Origin of the sequence: Streptomyces sp. NK15101, from assembly GCF_020400725.1 — a bacterium.
Classification (GTDB): domain Bacteria; phylum Actinomycetota; class Actinomycetes; order Streptomycetales; family Streptomycetaceae; genus Streptomyces.
Genome location: NZ_JAINVG010000074.1, coordinates 19,328 through 40,326 on the forward strand (window position 1 = coordinate 19,328; position 20,999 = coordinate 40,326).

General features: G+C 73.9%; 14 protein-coding genes. 5 read left to right on the plus strand and 9 right to left on the minus strand.

Annotation, left to right across the window (positions count from 1 at the left end; all coding sequences use genetic code 11):
• The first annotated feature begins 129 nt into the window (after positions 1-129).
• A complete protein-coding gene (locus K7G60_RS29720; protein ID WP_225804056.1) occupies positions 130-2,925 on the plus strand; it encodes a S8 family serine peptidase in 2,796 nt (931 codons plus the stop codon).
• A 166-nt stretch (positions 2,926-3,091) separates the two neighbouring features.
• Here the strand turns inward: K7G60_RS29720 and K7G60_RS29725 are convergent, their stop codons facing one another.
• Complete coding sequence (locus tag K7G60_RS29725; protein WP_225804057.1) at positions 3,092-3,919, minus strand: oxidoreductase; 828 nt, start codon at positions 3,917-3,919, stop codon at positions 3,092-3,094.
• A gap of 103 nt (positions 3,920-4,022) precedes the next feature.
• On the opposite strand from K7G60_RS29725, the gene K7G60_RS29730 reads away from it, so the two are divergent.
• Entirely contained in the window at positions 4,023-4,475 is a 453-nt protein-coding gene (locus K7G60_RS29730; RefSeq protein WP_225804058.1) for a MerR family transcriptional regulator, read from the plus strand.
• Positions 4,476-4,691: 216 nt separating this feature from the next.
• Complete coding sequence (locus tag K7G60_RS29735; protein ID WP_225804059.1) at positions 4,692-6,014, plus strand: cytochrome P450; 1,323 nt, start codon at positions 4,692-4,694, stop codon at positions 6,012-6,014.
• A 33-nt stretch (positions 6,015-6,047) separates the two neighbouring features.
• Here K7G60_RS29735 and K7G60_RS29740 read toward each other — a convergent pair whose 3' ends face one another.
• From K7G60_RS29740 to K7G60_RS29760, 4 genes are all read right to left on the minus strand, one after another.
• Positions 6,048-8,246, minus strand: a complete 2,199-nt coding sequence (locus tag K7G60_RS29740; RefSeq protein WP_225804060.1) for an FUSC family protein — start codon at positions 8,244-8,246, stop codon at positions 6,048-6,050.
• A gap of 177 nt (positions 8,247-8,423) precedes the next feature.
• Positions 8,424-9,917: an MFS transporter gene (locus K7G60_RS29745; RefSeq protein WP_225804061.1), complete on the minus strand. Its 1,494-nt coding sequence runs from the start codon at positions 9,915-9,917 to the stop codon at positions 8,424-8,426.
• A 226-nt stretch (positions 9,918-10,143) separates the two neighbouring features.
• Complete coding sequence (arr, locus tag K7G60_RS29750) at positions 10,144-10,572, minus strand: NAD(+)--rifampin ADP-ribosyltransferase (protein WP_225804062.1); 429 nt, start codon at positions 10,570-10,572, stop codon at positions 10,144-10,146.
• A gap of 471 nt (positions 10,573-11,043) precedes the next feature.
• Positions 11,044-14,775, minus strand: coding sequence for a hypothetical protein (locus tag K7G60_RS29760; protein ID WP_225804063.1), 3,732 nt, complete (start codon positions 14,773-14,775; stop codon positions 11,044-11,046).
• 191 nt (positions 14,776-14,966) lie between these two features.
• On the opposite strand from K7G60_RS29760, the gene K7G60_RS29765 reads away from it, so the two are divergent.
• Complete coding sequence (locus K7G60_RS29765) at positions 14,967-15,377, plus strand: RidA family protein (protein ID WP_225804064.1); 411 nt, start codon at positions 14,967-14,969, stop codon at positions 15,375-15,377.
• Positions 15,378-15,472: 95 nt separating this feature from the next.
• Here K7G60_RS29765 and K7G60_RS29770 read toward each other — a convergent pair whose 3' ends face one another.
• The 4 genes from K7G60_RS29770 to K7G60_RS29785 all read right to left on the minus strand — a co-directional run bounded on the left by K7G60_RS29770 (position 15,473) and on the right by K7G60_RS29785 (position 18,087).
• Positions 15,473-16,129: a DUF1579 family protein gene (locus K7G60_RS29770; RefSeq protein ID WP_225804065.1), complete on the minus strand. Its 657-nt coding sequence runs from the start codon at positions 16,127-16,129 to the stop codon at positions 15,473-15,475.
• 135 nt (positions 16,130-16,264) lie between these two features.
• Positions 16,265-16,792 (minus strand): nuclear transport factor 2 family protein, encoded by a 528-nt coding sequence (locus K7G60_RS39275; RefSeq protein ID WP_225804066.1) that lies wholly within the window; start codon positions 16,790-16,792, stop codon positions 16,265-16,267.
• The gene (locus K7G60_RS29780; protein ID WP_225804067.1) at positions 16,789-17,088 is read right to left on the minus strand and encodes a nuclear transport factor 2 family protein; all 300 of its coding nucleotides are present in this window, start codon (positions 17,086-17,088) and stop codon (positions 16,789-16,791) included. Before K7G60_RS29780 ends, K7G60_RS39275 begins: the two co-directional genes overlap by 4 nt.
• An 87-nt stretch (positions 17,089-17,175) precedes the next feature.
• Positions 17,176-18,087 carry a hypothetical protein gene (locus K7G60_RS29785; protein WP_225804068.1) on the minus strand — a complete coding sequence of 304 codons (912 nt, stop codon included), beginning with the start codon at positions 18,085-18,087 and terminating at the stop codon, positions 17,176-17,178.
• Between the two features lie 605 nt (positions 18,088-18,692).
• Here K7G60_RS29785 and lanKC point away from each other — a divergent pair.
• A partial coding sequence (gene lanKC / locus K7G60_RS29790) for a class III lanthionine synthetase LanKC (protein WP_225804069.1) occupies positions 18,693-20,999 on the plus strand: 2,307 nt, incomplete at its 3' end.

Below are 20,999 nucleotides of genomic sequence, written 5' to 3' on the forward strand. Positions count from 1 at the left end.
ACACCCCTCGCCGCCCGGCCCGTTCCGCCAGGACCTTTCACCCCATCGCACCCCACACCTCCCCGGGCTGCGCCGTGTCCGCTTCCCCACGGGCCGAGTCATGACGCGCCCCCTGCTCACCGAGGCAATATGAAGAGAACGATCTGGGCGACGGTCGTCACCGCGATGACGGCCGTGACCCTCGGCGCCGCGATACCGGCCCACGCCGTCACGCCGACGAGCACCACGACAGCGGCCGAAGCGACGTCCGACCCGGTCGACCCGCCGCTCTACGACCAGACGGCGGGCGGCGGCGAGGTCCGCGTCAACGTCGTCACGGAGACCCTCGCGGACGTCGCCGACGCGGCGACCGCCGGCGAGACGAAGCAGCAGTTCGACACCGTGCCCGTGGTCACCCTCAAGGTGGACCGGACCGGCCTCGACGCGCTCGCCGCCAAGCCGGGCGTGGTCAGCGTCACCGAGGACAAGGTCGAGCCGCCGACCCTCGACCAGAGCATCCCGCTCATCGGCGGTGACGACGCCGCCGCGGCGGGCAAGACCGGTACGGGCCAGACGATCGCCGTCCTGGACACCGGCGTCGAGACCGGTCACCCGTTCCTGAAGAACCGCGTCGTGGCCGAGGCCTGCTTCTCGCCGAGCGACGCCGAGAGCGGCATCGTCAGCCTGTGCCCGAACGGCACCGACACGCAGGAGGGCACCGGTGCCGCCGACACCGCGACCGGACCCTGCGCGACCATGACGGCCTGCGACCACGGCACCCACGTGGCCGGTATCGCCGCGGGCAACGGCACCGGCATCACGGGCGCCCCCAAGCAGGGTGTGGCGCCGGGCGCCAACATCGTCGCCATCCAGGTCTTCAGCCAGTTCACCACCGAGGAGTTCTGCGGTGGCGCCGCCCCCTGCGTGGGCAGCTACCAGAGCGCCCAGCTCAAGGGCCTCGAGCACGTGCTGAAGCTCAAGCAGGCCGGTACGCCGATCGTCGCGGCCAACCTCAGCCTCGGCAACGGCCGTTACGCCACCGCCTGCGACAGCGATCTGCGCAAGCCGGTCGTGGACAGCCTGCTGAGCGCCGGCGTCGCCACCGTGATCGCGGCCGGCAACAACGGGCACACCGACGCGGTGAGCATGCCCGGCTGCATCTCCTCCGCCGTCACGGTCGGCTCGACCACCGACGACGACGAGCTGTCCGCCTTCACCAACCGGGGCCCGCTGCTCGACCTGTTCGCCCCCGGCACGGGCATCGTCTCCTCCGTGCCCGGCGGCACCTACGCCTCCAAGAACGGCACCTCCATGGCCGCGCCGCACGTGGCCGGTGCGTACGCGGTGCTCAAGCAGGCCTTCCCCACCAAGAGCGTCGCCGACCTGACGGCCCTGCTGAAGAGCAGCGGCCGGGGCATCGTCTACACCGGTGCCACCACCCCGCGGATCGACCTCGGCACCGCCGTCACCGGCGGGGGCACCACCCCGAAGCCGGCCGGAATGACCGACTTCAACGGTGACGGCGCGGAGGACATCGCGATCTCCGACCCCCAGGCCACCGTGGGCACGGACGCGAAGGCCGGCCTGATCCGCATCGTGTACGGCGGCGGCAAGGGCACCGCGGAGATCAGCCAGGACCTGGACTGGGTGCCCGGCGGCTCCGAGGCGGACGACTACTTCGGCGAGACCCTGGCCACCATCGACTGGAACAAGGACGGCTTCACCGACCTGGTCGCCGGAACCCCGAGCGAGACCGTCGGCACCGCCACCGACGCCGGCTTCGTCGACATCCTCTACGGCGCGGCCGGAGGCCTGGGCACCGGCACCCTGAAGGCCACGCACCTCGAGCAGGGCGCCGGTACCAGCGGGATCGCGGCTTCGGCGTCCGAGGCGGGCGACCGCATGGGCCACCGGATCGCGGCCGCGGTCAACGACGCCGGGCGACCGTACCTGATCATCAGCCTGCCCGGCGAAACCATCGGCACGGCCACTCAGGCGGGCGCGTTCTTCTACGTGCACGGAACCACCAGCCTGGCGGTGAACCAGTCGTCGGCCGGGGTTCCCGGGGACCCCGAGTCGGGAGACCTCTTCGGCTGGTCCGTGGCCGCCGACCAGAACTACATCGCCATCGGCGTCCCCAACGAGGCCATCGGCACCACGACGAAGGCCGGCGGCGTCACGATCCTCGACGCCAACCGCTTCGACTCCACCGGCCGTCCCCTGCCGCTCGCCGGACTCGACCAGAACAACGCGGCCATCTCCGGCGGTTCCGAGGCGGGCGACCAGTTCGGGTACGCGGTGGCCATGGCGCCGTTCCGGGCCAGCGGCGCAGCGGCCGCCACGGAGTCGATCCTGGCGATCGGTTCGCCCGGTGAGAGCGTGACGGTCGGCACCGAGGACCGCGCCAACGCCGGTCGTGTGGTGCAGATCCGCATCAAGCCCGACGGCACCTGGAGCTACCTGCGCGAGCTCAAGCAGGGCACCGCGGAGGACGACGTGTCCGGCACCTCCGAGGTCGGCGACCGCATGGGCGAGTCCCTCACCGCCGTCAACACCGCCCCCGGTTCGGTGAGCACCGTGGCGTCCATGCGGCTCGCCGTGGGAACGCCCGGCGAGGACATCGGCACCGTCGCCAACGCGGGCGCGGTCCACACGTTCTCGCTGGCCGGATCGGCCGGTCCGAACGACCGTTGGATCGAGGCCGGCGACGGCGACGGCATCCCCGGTCCTCCCGGCGCCAACCAGTACCTGGGCAGGAGCATCCACTTCACGGCGACCAAGCTGTACGTGGGCATGCCCTCCGGGCCCCTGGCCACGGGCGCGCTCTACGCGCTGCCGATGTCGAACGTGACGCAGGGCGGCACGGTCGCGCCCACCACCACGTACAAGCCCGGCTCCGGTGGCCTCCCGGCCAACGGCGTGGCCTTCGGCTACTCGGCACGGTAGAAGGCGGTCGATGTGCGGCCCCCGGAGGCAACGGCCTTCGGGGGCCGCGCTTCGGTCGCGCGGCTGATCGCCCAGGCCCTGACCGACCCGGCGGCACCGGTCGTCGTCGCTGGGTCGCTGCCCTCGTTCACCGCGCGGTTCGTCCCGGCGTGAAGGCCGCCGCCTCTCAGATCGCGGTGGAAAGTGCCACGTGACGCCATCGGTCGAGTTCCCGTCGCACCAGATCCAGCTTCGCCTCGACGCGCTCGACCGCGTCCGCGCCCAACTGCAGGCGCAGCGGCGGCTCGTCGACCTCGGTGAGGTCGACGACGGCTCTGGCCGCCTTCACCGGATCGCCCGGCTGGCGACCGGCGTGGTGGGCCAGCGCCGCGCGCACCGGTCCCGCGCCGGCGGTGTAGTCGGCGATGGCGGCCGGTTCGACCCGGAGGCTGGAGCCGTTGAGGAAGTCGGTGCGAAACCCGCCCGGCTCCACGATCGTGACGCGCACGCCGAGCGGGGCCAGTTCGCCGTGCAGCGCCTCGGAGACGCCCTCCAGGGCGAACTTCGACGCACCGTACAGGCCCACCGCCGGAGCAGTGGCGAAGCCGCCCACGGACCCGATGTTCAGGACGTGTCCGGAGCGCTGGGCGCGCAACGTCGGCAGGGTCGCCCGCAAGGTGTTGAGCACGCCGAAGACGTTGACGTCGAACAGTGCCCGGGCAGCCTCGTCGGAGGTCTCCTCGACCGCGCCCACGAGGCCGTGGCCCGCGTTGTTGACCACGACGTCGATCCGGCCGAACTCCGCCAGGCCCGTCTCCACCGCCAAGGCCAGCTGCTCCGGTTCGGTCACGTCCGCGTTCACCGCCAGCAACCCGTCCGGCTCGTTCGGGTACGCCCGGAGCACCGCCGACGCATCCCTCGCCGTGGCGATCACGCGATGGCCGCGGTCCAGCGCCTCACGAGTGATCTCCGCGCCGAGCCCACGCGAGGCACCCGTGACAAACCAAACGCTCATGTTCTCCCGTACTCCCGTCGTCCGGTGGCCCAGATGGCCGACGGACCGACGCTAGAACCTAGAGTCGGGTCCAGATCAACAGCTGTGTGAAGGGAGGGCGCCCGTGGACCTGAGCATCGGCGAGGTGGCGCGGCGCAGCGGGCTGAGCGTGCACGCACTGCGCTTCTACGAGCGGGAGGGCCTGTTCGCCAACCCGGTACGCCGCCTGTCCAACGGTCGTCGGATCTATCACGAGGAAGACCTGGAGTGGCTGGCGATCTGCACCAAGCTGCGCTCCTCGGGCATGTCCCTGGCGATGATCCGGCAGTACATCGACCTGGTCCGCCAGGGCCCTGGAAACGAACACGAACGCCTCGAGCTGCTGCGCCGGCACGAAAGCCACGTGGAGGCGCAGCTCCGGGAACTGCAGGAGACCCTGGACGTGATGCGGTACAAGGTGCGGATCTACGAGGAGCATGTCGCCCGCGGCGAGGCCGACCGGCTCTGGAACCCGTCCCACCCCGACACCGCGCGGGCCGGGGCTCGCCAGGAGTGCCACCCGCCGGAAGGAGCATGACCGGCCGGCCGGGGAACACACGGGGCGGCGCGCCACAGCTGCCGTTTCGTCCCCGCAGCACCGGTCCGCCGCCCGCCGCGACATCCGGGCCGTGCGCGGTACGACGCCCCACACGCGGAGCTCCGGAGGACAGGGCGGTCCCACCTGCGCCTTTCGCGTAGTGATACCGGGCACATACGACCGGTAACCACATCTCACGCGTGTTAACTTCCGGCCGTGACTTCCCCGGCCCTGGAGGCGTTCCCACCCGGCACCGGAGCGGCCCGGGGCCGCTCGCCGGCCGGTCCCGCGTCCTCCGGCACCCCCGATCCGCTCGGTCTGCTCGACGTGTTCGGCGAGCCCTTCGTCCGGGACCCGCACCCCTGGCTGGATCTCCTGCGGACCGAGGCCCCCGTCCACCACGACCCCGGCACCGGACTGTGGCTGGTCAGCCGGTACGAGGACATCCGGCGGGTCCTTCTCGAGCCGGAGGACTTCCTGCCCGACAACGCCCAGCACGCCATCACCCCGCTGCCCGTCTCCGTGCTCAGGATCCTCGCCCGCGCGGGCTTCACGCTCCCGCCCGCGCTCGCCGACAACGGCACCGAGAGCCACGCGGGACTGCGACGCCTGGTCACGCGGTTCTTCCACGCGCGGCGCGTGGAAGAGGCCGTGCCCGTGATCGAGCGGATCGCCGGAGAACTGCTCGCGCGAGTGCGGTCCCCGCTGGACGCCGCAGGCTCCTGCGATCTGTTCACCTCGTACGCGCAGGTCCTTCCGTGCCGGGTCCTGATGGAGCTTCTCGGCATCGAGGACGTCGAGCCGACGACCCTGATCCGCTGGAGCGACGCCTCGTTGGAGCTGTTCTACGGCAGGCCGACTTCGGAACGGCAACTGGAACTGGCGGAACTCGTCGCGGAGTTCCACCAATGGCTCACCGCGACCGTCCGGAGCGGCGCGGTTCCCGACGACTCCTTCATCGGTGCGCTCGGCCGCCATCGTCTGCCCGGCGGCGAGCCGCTGGACGTCAGGACGGCGGTCGCCGCCTGTTTCTTCGTCTTCATCGCCGGTCAGTCCACCACCGGGCAGCTCATCGCCACGGTGCTTCGCCACGTGTCCGCGGAGCCGGACCTGTGGGCACGGGTGGCCGGAGAGGCCGGGCTCGCCGAGGCGTGGGTGGAGGAGGTCCTGCGCCGGGAACCGCCGGTGACCACGTGGCGCCGGGTCACCGGGCGGGCCACCTCGCTGGGCGGGGTACGCCTGCCGGCCGGCGCCCCGTTGCTCCTCATGCTGATGGGCAGCGGGTCCGATCCGGAGGTGTTCCCTGAGCCTGCGACGATGTGCCCGTACCGGTCCAACGTCCGCCACCACCTGGCCTTCGGTGCCGGCCGTCACCGGTGCCCGGGCGCGTCCCTGGCGCGCACGGAGGCGGCGGTGGCCCTGCGGGCGGCGGCACGCGCCCTTCCCGGCATCCGGCCGGCCGCCGGGCCGGCGGAGCCTCCCATGCTCGGCCTGCTGTCGTTCCGGGCCCCCCTGGAAGTGCCCGTGAAGGGCCTGTAGGCCGACCGGCCGTGCCGCCGAGCGTGCCGGTCGTCAGCCGCTGGTGACGGTGGGGCGGGCGGTCTCGTCGACGGGCGCGTCGGCACCGGCGTCGGCCGCGAGTCGCACGAGGTCCGTCGTCAGTGAGGCCAGCCAGGACACCGTCGCGTAGTACACGCGCGGTGCGGCCGGCGGGTCGTCGACGGCGGTGGCGGAGGCCGTCGGGGCGTGGAGCGGCACCGGCGTCTCCACGGTGTCCCCGGTGGGGTCGATGCGGGCGGAAGCCAGCAGCATGTCCGCCGCGACCCGGTCGCCCGTGCGGATGACGGACTCCGCGGCCTCTCTTCCCAGCGGCGGAACCACGACCGGATCGGGAGGCACGAGGAGCCGGTCGGCGCCCCACAGCGTGTGGTGCCCGGCGATGAGCGCGGCCTGCCAGTCCTGACCGGCCGGCGGCGGAGTGGCCCCCTCGGGTTCGCTCTGGTACTGCGCGTACGCCGACTCCGCCATCACCAGGGCGTGCTGCAGCGAACGGTGGCCCGGTGCGGTGACCACCGGTACGCGCCGCCCGCCCGCCGCGATCTGCGCCGTCGTGGCCACGACGATCTCCGCGGCGATCCTCAGCAGCACCGCGACCGACCGCCGCAACTCGTCATGGGCGCCGCGCGGCCAGGCGAGCAGCCCGAACACGGCGCCGATCGCGCTGCCGGCCAGCACGTCGAGCAGCCGGAACTCGGCGAGCTGCCAGGTGGCCGGCGCCAGCTGCGCGAAGACCAGGGCGACCACCACCGTGAACAGCGCCTGCGCCCACCCCACGCCCTTCACCGGCCCCAGCGTGAAGGTGACCAGCATCAGCGGCGGCAGTGCCACCGCGTAGACCTCGATGTCGGTACCGACCAGCGCCAGCAACGCCGCCGCGGCCAACGCGCCGACGAGGGTGCCGGTCAGTGCGATCCGCTCCGTCTTCCGGGTCTCCCGTACCGTCGTGCGCGTCAGCGTCAGGGTGGCCAGCAGCACCCAGAAGCCGTGCGGGAGGGTGTCGACGCCCGCGATCAGCCGGGCCGCCGCCAGGGCCAGACTGATCCGTACCGCGTTCTGGAAGAACACCGACCGACTGCCGGCGTGGCCCGACAGGCGCCGCCACCACAGCCGCGGTGCCCGCATCCGCGCGTACCAGAACCGGCCGGGTGCCGGTGGGTCGGCCGCTCGGCCCCGTACGGCGATGTCGGCCGCTGTGGACATCGCGAGCGCCGCGTCCGCCACCTCCAGGAGCGCCGCGTTGCGGCGCAGCTCGGCGGGAGAGCCGTCCTCGGCTGCCGTCAGTGCCCGCCGGACCCGGCGCAGACGGGCGTGCGCCCGGCCGTCGGGCCTCTCGCCCCGCAGCCGGGCGGCGGTCTCCCTCGCCGCATCCGCGACCGCCCGCAGCGGGTCCGGTCCCCTGACCCCCGTCGCCTCGGCCGCCCCGGCCCGGTCCTCCCGGGGCGGAACCGCGCCCGGGGGAGGCGGCGGCAACACCGTCAGCCGGCCGATCAGGGTGCGGGCCGCCAGGCCCGTGTGGGCCAGTGCCCTCTGCCGCAGACCCGCTCCGGCCGGCCGTTCCGCCTCCGGGACCTGGGAGGAACGAAGCCCCGTGCTCAAGGCCCGGGCGGTGCGCAGCGTGGCCTCGGGCAGTGCGTACGGGGCGGAGCGCAGCCGGTCCGCGCAGTGCGCCGCGCCGTCGGCGGCCCGGGCGGCCCGTTCACGGTAGGGCAGGGCCGCCGGCTCGGGCAGCAGCGTCGTCTCCGCGATGATCAGCAGGACGAGCCCGAAGGTCGCCCCCGCCAGCCGTTCGCCCAGCGACCCGGGATCGTAGGGCGGGAACGACGGCAGGATGTACATCAGCTGCAGCCCCGTGGCGGCGCCTGCGAATCGTGGTCCTCCGACGGCCGTGAACGCCAGCGCGAACCCGACGACCAGCATGCCGACCACGGCACTCCACGTCCGCACGGACAGGTACGTACCGAGCGTGATCAGCACCCAGCACACCGGCACCACGCCCACCAGCAGCACGGCCCGCTGACGCCCGGAGCCGGGAAGGCGCGAGAGGCCCGCCATGGCGATCGCGCCGAACAGCGCGTACGTCGCGCCGACCGCCGAGTCGAAGCCGTGGAGAAGCACGTAGAACCCGGCCGTGGCGGCGGTCGTGACGCGCAGGGCCCTCCGCGCCGCCGCCCGGTAGGCGGGCGACGGCCGTCGCGGGAACACGCCACCCATGCCCCCAGCATCACTCGCCCCGCCGCACCCGGCACGAGGGCGGCTCACCGCCCGGCAGCGGGTCCGCTCCGGAGCGCCGTCCCGGAACGGGCACTTCCGGCTCCGAAGGTGCCGTCGCCGCGGTTCGCGCAGCGGGTGCGGATGGGCGGTGATCGTGGAGCGGTCCTGTTCGCCGCGTCAGGTGCGGGTCGGCTCCGCCTCGTCACGGGCCGTGGACAGGGGCTCGGCGATGTCCTCCAGGGAGCGGCGTTCCGCCTTCACCGCGAGGAAGGCGGCCACGAGTCCGGCCGCGCACATCAGGCCTGCACCGATCTGGAAGGCGAGGACCGTCTCGGACGGCACGCCGGACTCGGTGAGGCCGGCGAAGATCAGGGGGCCGCTGATGCCGCCGGCCGCCGTACCGATCGCGTAGAAGAAGGCGATGGCCATGGCCCGGGTCTCCATCGGGAAGACCTCCGAGACGGTGAGGTACGCGCTCGACGCGCCGGCCGACGCGAAGAACAGCACGACGCACCAGCAGACCGTGAGCGTGGTGGCGTCGAGCACGCCGCGGCCGAACAGCCAGGCCGTGCCGAACAGCAGCAGGCCGGACAGCAGGTAGGTCGACGAGATCATGACGCGGCGTCCGACGGTGTCGAAGAACTTGCCCAGCAGCAGCGGGCCGAGGAAGTTGCCGGCGGCGACGACGGCGAAGTAGTAGCCCGTGTGGCCGGTCGGCACGTCGAAGAAGGTGGTGAGGATCGTGCCGAAGCCGAAGGTGATGGCGTTGTAGAGGAACGCCTGGCCGATGAAGAGCGACAGGCCGAGGACGGCGCGGCGCGGATAGCGGCGGAAGACCGTCTTCGCGATCAGTCCGAAGCCGATGCTCCGGCGCTGGTGGATGGTGATCTCGCCCGCGGGCGGCGGCAGCGGGCGGCCGTGTTCCCGCTCGATCTCGCGCTCGGCGGACGACACCAGCTGTTCCGCGTCCTCGCCGTGCCCGTGGATGAACTGCCATCGTGGGCTCTCCGGCACGTGCCGCCGGACCAGGAGGATCACCAGGCCGAGGACCACGCCGAGGGCGAAGCTGAGACGCCAGCCCACATCGGCGGCGAAGACGTCCGTGTCCAGCATGACGATGGAGAGCAGGGCTCCGCCGATCGCTCCGAGCCAGTAGCTGCCGTTGATGATCAGGTCGACCCGGCCCCGGTACAGGGACGGGATCAGTTCGTCGACGGCCGAGTTGATGGCCGCGTACTCCCCGCCGATGCCGAAGCCCGTGAGGAAGCGGAAGAGGAAGAACCACCAGGATTCCATCGACAGGGCGGTGAGCGCCGTGGCTCCGAGGTAGACGGCCAGCGTCACCATGAAGAGCTTCTTGCGGCCGTGACGGTCGGTCAGCCACCCGAAGAACAGTGCTCCGGAACAGGCGCCCGCGACGTACAGCGCGGCTGCGGTTCCGGTCACCTGGGCGGCGGTGATGTCGAGGCCGCTCCCCTCCTCGGCGAGGCGGCCGGCGATGTTGCCGACGATCGTCACCTCGAGGCCGTCCAGGATCCACACGGTTCCGAGGCCGATCACGATCATCCAGTGCCAGCGTGACCACGGCAGGCGGTCCAGGCGGGCCGGTACGGCCGTGGTCACGGTTCCTGTGGTCGCGGGCACGGGGGCCCGGGTCGATTCTCCCGTCATGACTCCCTCTCCGTAGGCGCTCCCCTGCGGGTGCCCCGCTCGGGAGCAGTCATGTGTGCGCAGATCCTGGACACCGTGTCCAGCATGTGGCCACCACGGCGGCCGCACCACACGATCACCCGCCGTCCGGGGGACCCGGCACCCCGCATCGGGCGGCCTCACGGGCCGGGCCCCGTCGCCGACCGGTCGTCAGCAGGCAAGGCCGCCGCCCGCGTCGCCCGCCCGGTCAGTCCAGGATGGTGGCGATGCCCTGACGGCGCAGTTCGGCCAGCCCCTCCAGCATGGCCCGGATCCTCTGCGGCGAGTGCCCTTGCCAGCCCTCCAGCTCGGACAGGACGCGCACGGGCCGGCGCGTGCGGTAGGAGCGGGTGGGATTGCCCGGGAACTTCTTGTCGGTGACGTTGGGATCGTCCTCCAGGTCGCCGGTCGGTTCCACCACGTAGATCCGTCCCCGTCCGTCGCCGGCGGCCAGCTCCGCGCCCCAGGCGGCAGCGTCCAGGGTCTCGGAGACGTAGACGTGGCGGGACACACGCCCTTCCTCGAAATTGGAGGCGTGGCCAGGAGTCAACAGGTCTCCCGGCGCCAGGCACGCCTTCGTCCCGTGCAGGTAGGTTCCCGCCTCGTAGATCTGGAAGGGCACGGGTTCGCTGGTCATGGGTCCTCCGTACGTGTCAGGCGGCCGCGGGCCGGATGCCGCTGAGGGCCGGATGCCGCTGAGGGAGACGCGCGCTGCTCGCGACCGCCGATCTGTGGAGGTGTCAGCGCGCAGCGCCGGGTAGCCTACCGCCCGCCTCCCCGGGACGGGCCGTACGCATGAGCGAGTTGTGTGGTTCGGCGGTCGTCCTGTGCCTTTCCGTCCCCGGGGCGTTCCGGTCCTGGCAGCTGTTCGCGCCACCCCCGGGGTCCGGGCACGGTGGCGCGCCGGGGACGGCATGACGGCAGAACCGACGCCGTCCGGGCCCTCGCCCGCCACCTGGTCGAGGACCTCGGTCATCACCGGCTCGTCATCGGTCCGGCGGTCGACGACGGCGCGGCGATCCGCTGCCACGAGAAGGTGGGGTTCCGGCGCGTCGGCGTGGTGCGGCAGGACGAGGGGGGCGAGGACGGCGCCTGGCACGACGGCTGCTCATGGACCTGCCGGCGTCCGAGCCGGTGCGGTGATCCCGGCCCGTCCGCCGCACGGCCGGACGCGTCCGGCCGACGTCCTCCGGTCGGCGAGCAGCGTCTCCACCGTCGAGGCCGGATCCCACTCGGGGTCGAGGCCGGTCAGTCGCTCGGCGACCCTGCGCCAGGCCGCCGGGTCCGTGCCGAGTTCGGAGTGCACGAGCTCCGCGAGGAGGGCGCGGGCCTCGGCGGCCCCGGGCGGTGCGTCCGTGCGGCGGGCGGCGGCGCCCAGGTAGGCGAGCAGCCGCGTGGCCGGGGCCGCGAGGCGTACCAGGTCCGCGCCGTCGAGGAGCCGCGCCGTGAGCAGCCCGTCCAGCTGGGTGGACGGCGCGCAGTGGAACAGGCCGCCCAGACCGTGTCGGGCCCGCTCCCTGGTGAGCCGTGCGCCGCCGGGCATGCCGTCGGGGCCCGGCTCGGGCAGGAGCGCCGCGTGCCGCAGCCGTACGTCCTCGGGGACGCCGTCCAGTCGGACGATGTCCCGCCAGTACGGGAGCGGTTCCCGCGCGTGGGCGGCTTCGAGGGCGGTCCAGTCCACGGGCTCGCCCGGCGGGAGGGACTCGACGAGGTCACGCGCGTGCGGGGCGTGCGGGACGCGCCGCAGCTTCCGGACGAGTTTCTCCGGCGCCAGTTCGCGGTCGAGCCGAGCGCGGAGGACGGCGGCGGGATCGGCGGACGCGAGGGCCTTCGCGCACAGGGTCGTGGCGGAGCGCCCCAGCGCGTCCCGTCCCGCGAGCCGCGCCAGCCGGGCGGCACTGCCGTGCTCGAACAACCGCAGGCAGCCGAGCAGTTGGTGACCGAGACCCAGCCGTCGGCCGTGCTTTTCGAGCAGTTCCTCCACCAGATCGGGTTCGGCTGAGCACAGCCACGCCAGGCCGCCGGCCGGCCACGCCGAGCCCCCGGCGCGCCAGTCGGCCAGTACGCGGGCTCCGAGGGACGGCCGCCCGGTGCCGGAACGCGACCGGGCCACGATCCGGTGGACGATCGGCCGGGGGTTCCAGTGCCGCAGCAGGACGAGGTCCACCTCGGGGTCGTCGAGGTCGACAAGGCGCTCCACCGCGCCGCTCCGCTCCATCCAGCGGGACTGGGCGGCGAGGATCCGCAGGGCGGCGGGGTCACGGTCCGCGAGCAGCCGGTCGAGGACGGCACGCGGTGTGCGGTCGTAGCGCAGCAGGTACGCGGCGAGCAGCCACGGCCCGTCGGGACCGAGCCGGGGCAGTACCGCGTCGACCACTCGCGCGTCGGCGAGGCAGAGCAGGGTGCCCTCCGGCCAGGCCCACAGATGGTCGCCGTGCTCCAGAAGCTCGATCGCCTCCTCGGGAGTGCCCGGCCTGGCCCTGCCCGGGGGCTTCTCGGCGCCGGCCGCCGGACCGGCGCCGGACCGCGCGCGCTCCGTCAACTCCGCCCAGGTCAGCCCCTCAGAGGCGGCTTCGGACGCCGTCACGGTGCCGGCCAGGCGGAGCCAGGCGTCCGGGTCGGTGCCGAGTTCGGCGCGCAGCCGGCGGGCGAGCGCGGCCCGCCAGGCGTCGGCGAACGCGAGCCGCCGCCAGTCGTGGGGCAGCAGGAGCAGGCGCCGCGCGGGCAGCAGGGTGAGCAGCTCCTCGGCGGGCAACACACCCTGCACGTAGGCCCGTTCGATGTGCTGCGCGCCGGATCCGTACGTCTCAGGAGGTTGCGCGCGCACCTGCCGGGGGCTGGGTGCCTCATACGCGAAGCCGTTCTCGGACGCGGGGATGCCGTGGGCCGCGCAGGCGGCGGTGAACCACCGCGGGGTGGCGAGGCCGGGGGCGGTCGCCTGCTCGTGGACGGCCAGCGCCCGCAGTACCTCGGGATCCTTCGGACGGGGCGCACCCTCCGGGGCGAGGGAGTACAGCAGGTCGAGCGCGGCCAGTGCGTGCACGCGCTCGCTGCGAGGCAGGGCTTGCCGGGGCGCGGGCTCCCCGGTAGGCGGTTCGGGCTCGCCTCGCGGTTCGGACCGGGCGGGGGCGTCGGCCGGCGGTTCGGACCGGCCGGAGGCGTCGGCCGACGGTTCGGACCGGGCAGGCGGCTCAGGAACGACCGACGGTTCGGCCTCAGCCGACCGTTCGGGCCGGGCCGGTGATTCGGGCTCGGCCGGCGGTTCGGGCTCTGCGGCGGCCTCGTCCGGGGCCTTCCCCGCCTCGACGATCAGCTCCGCGACCGTGCCCCCGTGTTCGGGCAGCAGGATGTCGAAGGCCTCCCAGGCTCGCCCCCGCTCCCCGAGATTCGCCTCCGTCAACGCGCGCAGCCGGGCGACCGCCGCCGGGCCCAGCAGGTCCCTTTCGGCGAGGCGGGCGAGCGCGGCCAAGGCGTGGACGGCGGGGCGCGCGGTGCCGACCAGCTCGACCGGGTCGAGGAGCCCCGCCACGGCCATTCCCTCCGCCCAGACGTCGGCGCTGTCGTCGAGTTCCTCCTCCGCGAGGCGCCGCGCGGGCGGGGTGCTGTTCCCCGCGCGACGGCCCCCGGCCCGCCACGGCTCGTTGAGGACGCTCAGCCGGAACGCGTGGCGCTGCGCATCGCTCGCCGCCTCGTGGCGGGCCAGTTCCTCGCAGGCCCTGGGCATGAACGGGGTCGCGGCATGGGCCGCCGCGAGGGCGTCGAGATCATGGACGTACGGCTCGGACAGCAGGTCGCGCAGGGTGCTGGTGCCCCGGGCCTCGGCGAGCAGCGCGGGCAGCCGGGCCGGATCCTCGTACGCCTCGCTCCGCGCGCGCAGTCGGCGTGGGCCCTCGCCGTCCGGGGCGGCCAGGGCTTCGGTGACCGTGTCCACGACGGCTCGGTTCAGCCAGGCGGCTGCGGCGGGGTCGTCGAGCAGGTCGCGTACGGCATCCGGGCCGGTCCACTCCCAGATCCTCAGCAGGGCGTACTGCTGGGCGGCTCGGCGCACTCCCCACCGCAGTGCCGGCACCACGAGCTGCGGGTCGCCCGTGGCGAGCAGCGGGGCGAGCCAGGTGCGGGGGACCCGGCCGTGCGGGGCCGTCAGCTCGGCGCGCAGCCCGTCGTCGAGCGGAACGGTGCCGAGCCGCTCCGCGACGGTGCGGCGCAGGGACTGGGTGGCGCGCGGGTTGCGATAGACGGCCGCGGCGACCTGGGCGTCGCCGACCGCGACCAGCCGGGCCAGGACCCGCGTGTCGAGCCGGGGGTGACGGGCCAGGGCCGCCCGGGTGCGGGTGTCGCCGTGGTCGACGACCGCGTCGACGAGGGCGGGCGCCGGCAGGGTCCCGCCGGCGAGCAGCTCCGTCGTCACCCGCTCCGGCAGGGCCGCGAGCGCGGCCGCGGCGTGCCGCGGCTCCGCGTGCTCCAGGAGCAGGCCGAGCGTGCGGTGGACGCTGCGGGGCACGGGCGGACGGAACGTGCCGTCGGACGCCGACGGCACCGGCGGCGCGGCAACCAGCTCGGGCAGACCACCGCGGTGGTCTGCCAGCGTGTCGTGCAGCCCGCGCCAGCGGGACACGTCCGCCCCGAGGTGGCGCGCCGTCAGCTCCGTCAGGAGGGCAGCCGCCTCGTCGTCGACTCCCCCCGCGGCGGCGACCTCGGCCGCCACCGAGCGCGCGGGTCGCGTCTGCTCCACCGCCCGCAGCGCGCCTCCACGCGGCACGCTCGCGCCCTCCGCGATCCGGCCGTCCCCGATCATCTCGCGCAGCAGCCGCCCGGCTGCCCCCGCCTGCGTCTTCCTCATGGGTCGCCATGCTAGGCGCGGGCGATGGAGGCGGACACGCGTCCACGGCGCCTGTCCCTGCCTCAGGCGGGCCCTGCCGAGGAGGCCGAGGCGGATCCGGAACGCGTCGACGGGCCGGGAAAATGTGTCGAACGCGGAGCCGACCTCTGAGAAGGTCCTGAGTGCCCCGGAACCGCTGCGAAAGGAAGCCCGTGCCGCGTGCTGTCACGTTGATCCGCTCTGCCTCCCTGTCCGATGTCGCGGAGTACGCCTACGCGGCCACGGCCCCGGCCGAGTCGCGGCTGATCTTCCTGGCCGGAGCGTGTCCTCTGAACGAGGACGGCTCCACTGCGGCGATCGGGGACGTCGCGGGGCAGGCGGCCAGGGCTGTGGAGAACATGCTGACCGCTCTGACGGACTCCGGCGCGTCACTGCACGATGTCATCAGCACCCGTGTTCTCGTTGCCTCTCACCGGCGGGAGGACCTGGTGACGGCGTGGGAGGTCGTCCGGGACGCGTTCGGTGACCACGACGTGCCCAGCACGTTGATGGGTGTCACCGTGCTCGGCTATGACGGCCAGCTCGTGGAGATCGAAGCCGTCGCCGCCGTGCTTGATTCCTGAGCCGACGGGCATCCCTGCCGACCGAGTTCCTCCAGCCGTGCGTACAGCGTGGCACGGGTGGCCCCCGGCCCCCGTACCCCGCTCGCCGGGACCGGTCAGCCGATCCGCCGGGTGTAGACGGTCCGGTCGATCAGGCGCTCCGGCTGCCCCGGTGGAGTGAAGTAGAGCTCGAACACGGGCGGCCGGCCCCCCGCGCCGATGGTGATCACGGTGCGCATGCGAATGGTCTTGCCGACGAACTCCGGCCCCAGGATGCCCGGGTCGGTGAACTCGCCCGGGATCGACAGTGCCGAGGGGCGGCCGGTCACCGCCTCACCCCGGTAGGTCATGGCCTGCGGGGTGACGCTGTTGAAGGTCGTCCACTCGTAGCGCTTGTCGACGTTGGAGAAACCGAGGATGCCGAGGCTGTAGTACGGCCGGCCGGCCAGCGTGCCCCGTGTGGTCTCCTCCAGGAAGCGGCCGCCGGTCCGGTCGAGCCAGCGCGTCTTGACGATGATGTCGCGGGAGACGACCGGCTCGCCGTTCCGCCCGAGCGCCCAGTTGGTCTTGGTGGCCTGCCAGGTGCCGGCGAGCGGGTCGAGGAGGCGGTGGTACGGGCCCGGCTCCAGCAGTTCCGTCGTCGCCGCGACGGTCGGAGCCGCACCCACCGCGCCGATCGCACCGCCCGCGCCGGCCGCACCGGCGGGGCCGATCAGGGTGCCGACGGCGAGTGCGGCCGTCAGGGCCAGGGCGATCCTTGGGCGCCGCGTCACAGGGCCCTGCCGAAGTGTGCGGCCGCGGTGTCGACGGCCGGGTGTCCGGCGAGGGCTGTGCCGTCGCTGTCGAAGGTGACGGTCTCTCGTCGGGGCACGTCGTCTCCTTTTCGGGTCGGGACGGACAGGGGTCCGTCAGGCGTACCGCAGGTCGGCCCGGGTGATCAGGCCGTCGGCGATGTCGAGGTCGTAACGGGCGCGAAAGCCTCCCGAGCCGCCCGGCCGGAAGCGGACCAGCATCGTCGTGCCGCCGGCGCGCGGGGTGTGGCCGAGCAGCGTGTAGACGCCTCCGACGACCTCGACGGCGGCCCAGCGGCGAATGGCGTCCCGCCCGCGGATCTCACGCCCCACGTCGATGACGACGGCGTCCGGGTCGAACGCGGCGGCCACGGCGTCCGCGTCCCCGGCGGCGACCGCGTCCAGATAGCGCTGCGCGGCCGGGGCGAGCGGGCCGGCCGGGGTGCCCGGCGAGGAGGGGGACGGGAGCGGCCGCGAGGGTGACGGCGAGGGCGAGGACGATGCCGCCGCCGGGGTCCGGGCCGTGGCCGACGGGCCGACGCCGCTCGCGGAGTCTCCCGTCCGGGCGGAGGAGGCGCAGGCCGTCGCCGTACCGCTCACGAGGAGGACGACGGCTGCGGCGGTCGCCGCTGTCGCCGCTCTCACGGGGCGAGCGCCCGGTTGCCGTCGCCCCAGGTGGCGGCCATGACCACGCCGGTGATCCGCCAGCCGTCCAGCCGTCGCCGGAGCACATCGAGGTCGAAGCGGCAGGCGCCGCCCAGCGCCTCCTGCCGGCCGGCGACGATCCGGTCCGGTCCGGGGATGACGGGTTCGCCGCCGTCGAGGCCGGTGTGGTCGAGGGTCACCTTGTCGGCGAAGACTCCGGCGAGCCGCTCCCGGTCCCACTGGTCGGCGTACCAGGCCATCCGGGTGCAGGCGTCGATGACGTCCGAACGATCCATGGGGACCACCCTGTCGTCGCCGCGCGTGCGCCGGCACCGGTACTCGCTGCACGGGTGCCTGCAGGATCGTGCACGGAACCCGGCGGTTCACAGCCACCCTCTCTCCTTGGCCCGCAAGGCGGCCTGGAACCGGGTGTTCGCCCCGAGTCGGCCCATCAGGTCGGCGACGTGGGCCCGGAACTTGCGCACCGACACGTTGATCGAACGCGCCGCGGTCTCGTCCGTGTCATGGCGGGTCAGCGCGTGCAGCACGCGCTGCTCGATGGGCGACAGCGGCAGGTCGTCCAGCTCCCGGGCGCGGGCCCACGTCCCCTCGAAGAGCTCCGAGAGCATCTTCACCACACCCGGCTGGCGGATCTCCAGAGTGCCGGCCCCCGGGTCCGACGGATCGGTCCGGATGAACGCGACGGCGTCGTTGACCACGGCCAGGTGTCGCAGCGGTTCACCGGTGACCCGGTGCAGGACACCCAGGTGGTGCTGGGACCGGGCATGGGTCTCCTGCTCCGGATCCCGAAGGGCGTCGACGGAGAACACGATGCGGCTGCGCAGACCGGCGGCCACCAGGCGTCGGGACGGGACCGCGTCGGACGCCGCGTCAGCACGCTCCCGGGCCCGCTCTTCGAGCTGGACGAACTCGCGTGGCTCGCGCTCCAGCAGCGCCCGCATGCGCCGCGCCGCGGCCGGCCCGTCGGTCAGCTGCTCGGCCATCCGCACGCTGCGGCCGCTGCGATGCTCCTCCGCCAGTTCGGAGAGCACGTCCCAGGCGAGGCCGAGGTCGGACAGCCTGCGCTGTGCCTCCTCCACGCGCCTCCGCACCAGCAGCTCCACCGCGACGGCGGGAGCCACCGGGGTGGAGGCCCCGGTCACCACCCCGAGGGTGCGTAACTCCTCCATCACCCGTGACACGTCCGGCATGGCGAGCTCATGGTGGACGTCGTCCGGCGTGGAACGGGGACCGCGCAGCAGACTGCGGTAGAGCCGCTCCTGATCCGCACTCATCCCCAGACGGGTCAGACTCATCGGACGCCGATCACCGGGGCGAGGAGCACGAGAGCGACGGCGACGGTCCGCTGCGGTGTGTTCGTCTTCATGGCATCGATCTTCGGATCCGAAGGCCGCCCGAACGAGGGTCGGAAGTGACACCACTCGTACAGTTTCGGACATGACCCCGTGGACACGGCGACCGCCCCGCCCGGCACTTCAGCCGGGCGGTGGGAGTCCCCCACGAGACGTCCCGGCCGGATCAGATGACCGGCTCCGGCGTGGGGAGGGCCCGGCCCCGGCGTCGGCGTGGGACTCGGCGGCACCGGATCGTTCGGCGGCGTGCCGGTCACGGCTCGTGCCTCCGGCGGTCGGGGCGCCCGCTCGGGCTCTGGCCCTGGCCCCGGTGCCGGGCGGGGCCTCGTCGGAAGGCCGGTGGCGGACCGGGAAGCAAAGGACTCGCCGGAGGCGGCGGCCCACGAGGCCCCGCGGGGCGCCCCGGAGGTGCTCTCGCCCGGTGCCGGTCCCGTACCGCCGCCCGAACCGCCTCCGCACCTGCCGGTCCTGGCGTCCGGCGCGCGAGACCGTTGTGGCGGCCCACCACCACCCTGTGAGGAGATCCCGTGCTCGAAGGCTTCGGCGAGGCGCTCGCGGACCGGGAGTACTACCTGCCGCTGCCCAGCGTGCCCGACCCCGGACCGCGCTTCGTTCCCGGCGAGGTGCCGCCGGGCCTGCGCGGCTCCGCCCGGGGCATCTGGACGGTCTGGGGCGGTCCGCGGACCGAACTCGCCGAGCAGGGCTGGAAGATCCACGTGTCGGCACGGCTTGACCGGGCGCAGCACGTGCTCGACACGGTGGCCGGGATCTGCTTCTCCGAAGGCGTGCCGTTCAAACACCTGAGCGCCCGGCTCTTCTTCCTGTTCCTCCATCACAAGCACGCCGTGCGGGCCCAGGCGGGCAAGTTCTGCGCCGTCTACCCACCGGACACGGCGACCGCCCGCCGGCTCCTCGAACGCCTGCGCGACGCGCTCGACGGGGAGGAGGGGCCGTACGTCCTCACCGACCGGCGCTTTCGCGACTCGCGGACGGTCCACTACCGCTACGGCTCCTTCGACGGCGCCCGCAGCCGGCTCCGGGCCGACGGCACCCGGGAGGGGCTGGTCCGCGACGGATCCGGCCGGGAGGTCGTGGACTCGCGGCTGCCCTCCTTCCAGCTGCCCGCGGGGATCACGGACCCCTTCGTCGAACAGGAGGAACAGCCGCACACGGGCCCGGTCCTGATCCGCGACTACGAGGTGACCCGCGCGGTGCGCCTGAGCAACGCCGGCGGTGCCTACCGGGCCCGCGACCGGCGGACCGGCCGCACCGTCTTCCTCAAGGAGGCCCGCGCCCACAACGGCCTGGTCTTCGACGGGACCGACGCGCAGCAGCGGCTGCGGCACGAGTACGACGTGCTGCGCGAGCTGCACGCGGCGGCCCCGGGGGTGGGCCCGGAGCCGCTGGACCACTTCACGGAGTGGGAGCACGACTTCCTCGTCACCGAGTACGTCGCGGGGCAGCCGCTGGTGAGCTGGCTGAGCCGGTCCTCCCCGCTGGCCCGCGCCGACCGCACGGCCGAGTCCGTCGCGGCCTACTACGAGACGTGCCGGCGGCTGCTTGCCGCGCTGGACGCCTCGCTCGAGCGGCTGCACGCCGCCGGCTACCGGTTCGGCGACCTCAGCCTGGGCAACGTCCTGGTCACGCCGTCGGGCGGGATCCGGCTCGTGGACTTCGAGGCGGCCTCGGCGCTGTCCGCGGCCCCGTCCGGGATGGGCACCCCGGGGTTCGCGCCGCCGCCCGGCCTGCGCCGGGCGGACACCGATCCGCTGCTGCAGGACCGGTACGGCACGTCGGCGGTCGCGCTCGCCTTCCTGGCTCCGTTCAACGAGGTCGCCGAGCACGCGCCCGCCAACCTCGCACTGCTGCGTCGTGATCTGGCGGACGTGGCTCCGCCGCAGGACCTGTGGCGGCGGGCCACCTCCTTCCACCTGACGGAGGACCGGGCGCGGGACCAGGACGGTCCCGGCCGCCCGCCCTCCCCCGCCGAGCTGGACGCCGATCCGCGCGGCTGCCTCGCCCGGCTGGCCGGGGAGGTGGCCGCGGGTCTCCTCGAGACGGCCGACGCCGACCGGCCGGAGTGGGTCTTCCCCCCCTCGCCCGAGGCGTTCCGGACCAACAACGTGTGCCTGGCCTACGGCACGGCCGGGGTGGTGCACGCCCTGCACCGCGCCGGGACCGCGGTGCCGGAGGAGATACGCGAACGGCTGCGCCACGACGCCCTGGCGCTGCGCGACGCACTGCCCCCCGGACTGCTCGTCGGCTCGGCCGGCATCGCCCGGGTGCTGGCCGGCCTCGGCCGGCTGGACGAGGCCGTCGACCTGCTCGGGGACGCCGACGGCCACCCGCTCACCGCCTCCTGCGGCACGCTGGCCGGCGGGCGGGCCGGGGTCGGCCTGGGCTGGCTCGCCCTGCACCGGCTGACCGGGGAGAACGGCCATCTGGAGCGGGCCGTCGCGGCGGGGGAAGGCCTGCTGCGCACCCCCGATCTGCCGGCCGCGCTCGGCGAGCACGACGCCCGCGGTCTGCTGCACGGCCGCTCGGGGCTCGCCCTCTTCCTCCACCGCCTGGCCCGCGACACCGGCGACGACCGCTTCCTGGAGGCGGGCCGCCTGCTGCTCCACCAGGAGCTGGACCGGACCTTTCCGCTGGACGACGGTGCCCTGTCCATCTCCGACGACGCGCGGCTCACCCGTGCCATGCCGTACCTGGCCACGGGCGCGGCCGGTCTCGCGGCGGTGCTCACCCGCTACGTGGCCACCGCGCCGGACGAGCGCTGCGCCGCGGCACTGCCTCGGCTGGTCGCCGGCATCCGGGTCTCCTGCGCCACGAAG

Bases quoted from the DNA above. Each gene is read 5' to 3' on its own strand.
- K7G60_RS29720 (WP_225804056.1), top strand. From the start codon at position 130: ATGAAGAGAACGATCTGGGCGACGGTCGTCACCGCGATGACGGCCGTG.
- K7G60_RS29725 (WP_225804057.1), bottom strand. From the start codon at position 3,919: ATGAGCGTTTGGTTTGTCACGGGTGCCTCGCGTGGGCTCGGCGCGGAG.
- K7G60_RS29740 (WP_225804060.1), bottom strand. From the start codon at position 8,246: ATGGGTGGCGTGTTCCCGCGACGGCCGTCGCCCGCCTACCGGGCGGCG.
- K7G60_RS29745 (WP_225804061.1), bottom strand. From the start codon at position 9,917: ATGACGGGAGAATCGACCCGGGCCCCCGTGCCCGCGACCACAGGAACC.
- arr (WP_225804062.1), bottom strand. From the start codon at position 10,572: ATGACCAGCGAACCCGTGCCCTTCCAGATCTACGAGGCGGGAACCTAC.
- K7G60_RS29760 (WP_225804063.1), bottom strand. From the start codon at position 14,775: ATGAGGAAGACGCAGGCGGGGGCAGCCGGGCGGCTGCTGCGCGAGATG.
- K7G60_RS29780 (WP_225804067.1), bottom strand. From the start codon at position 17,088: ATGGATCGTTCGGACGTCATCGACGCCTGCACCCGGATGGCCTGGTAC.
- K7G60_RS29785 (WP_225804068.1), bottom strand. From the start codon at position 18,087: ATGAGTGCGGATCAGGAGCGGCTCTACCGCAGTCTGCTGCGCGGTCCC.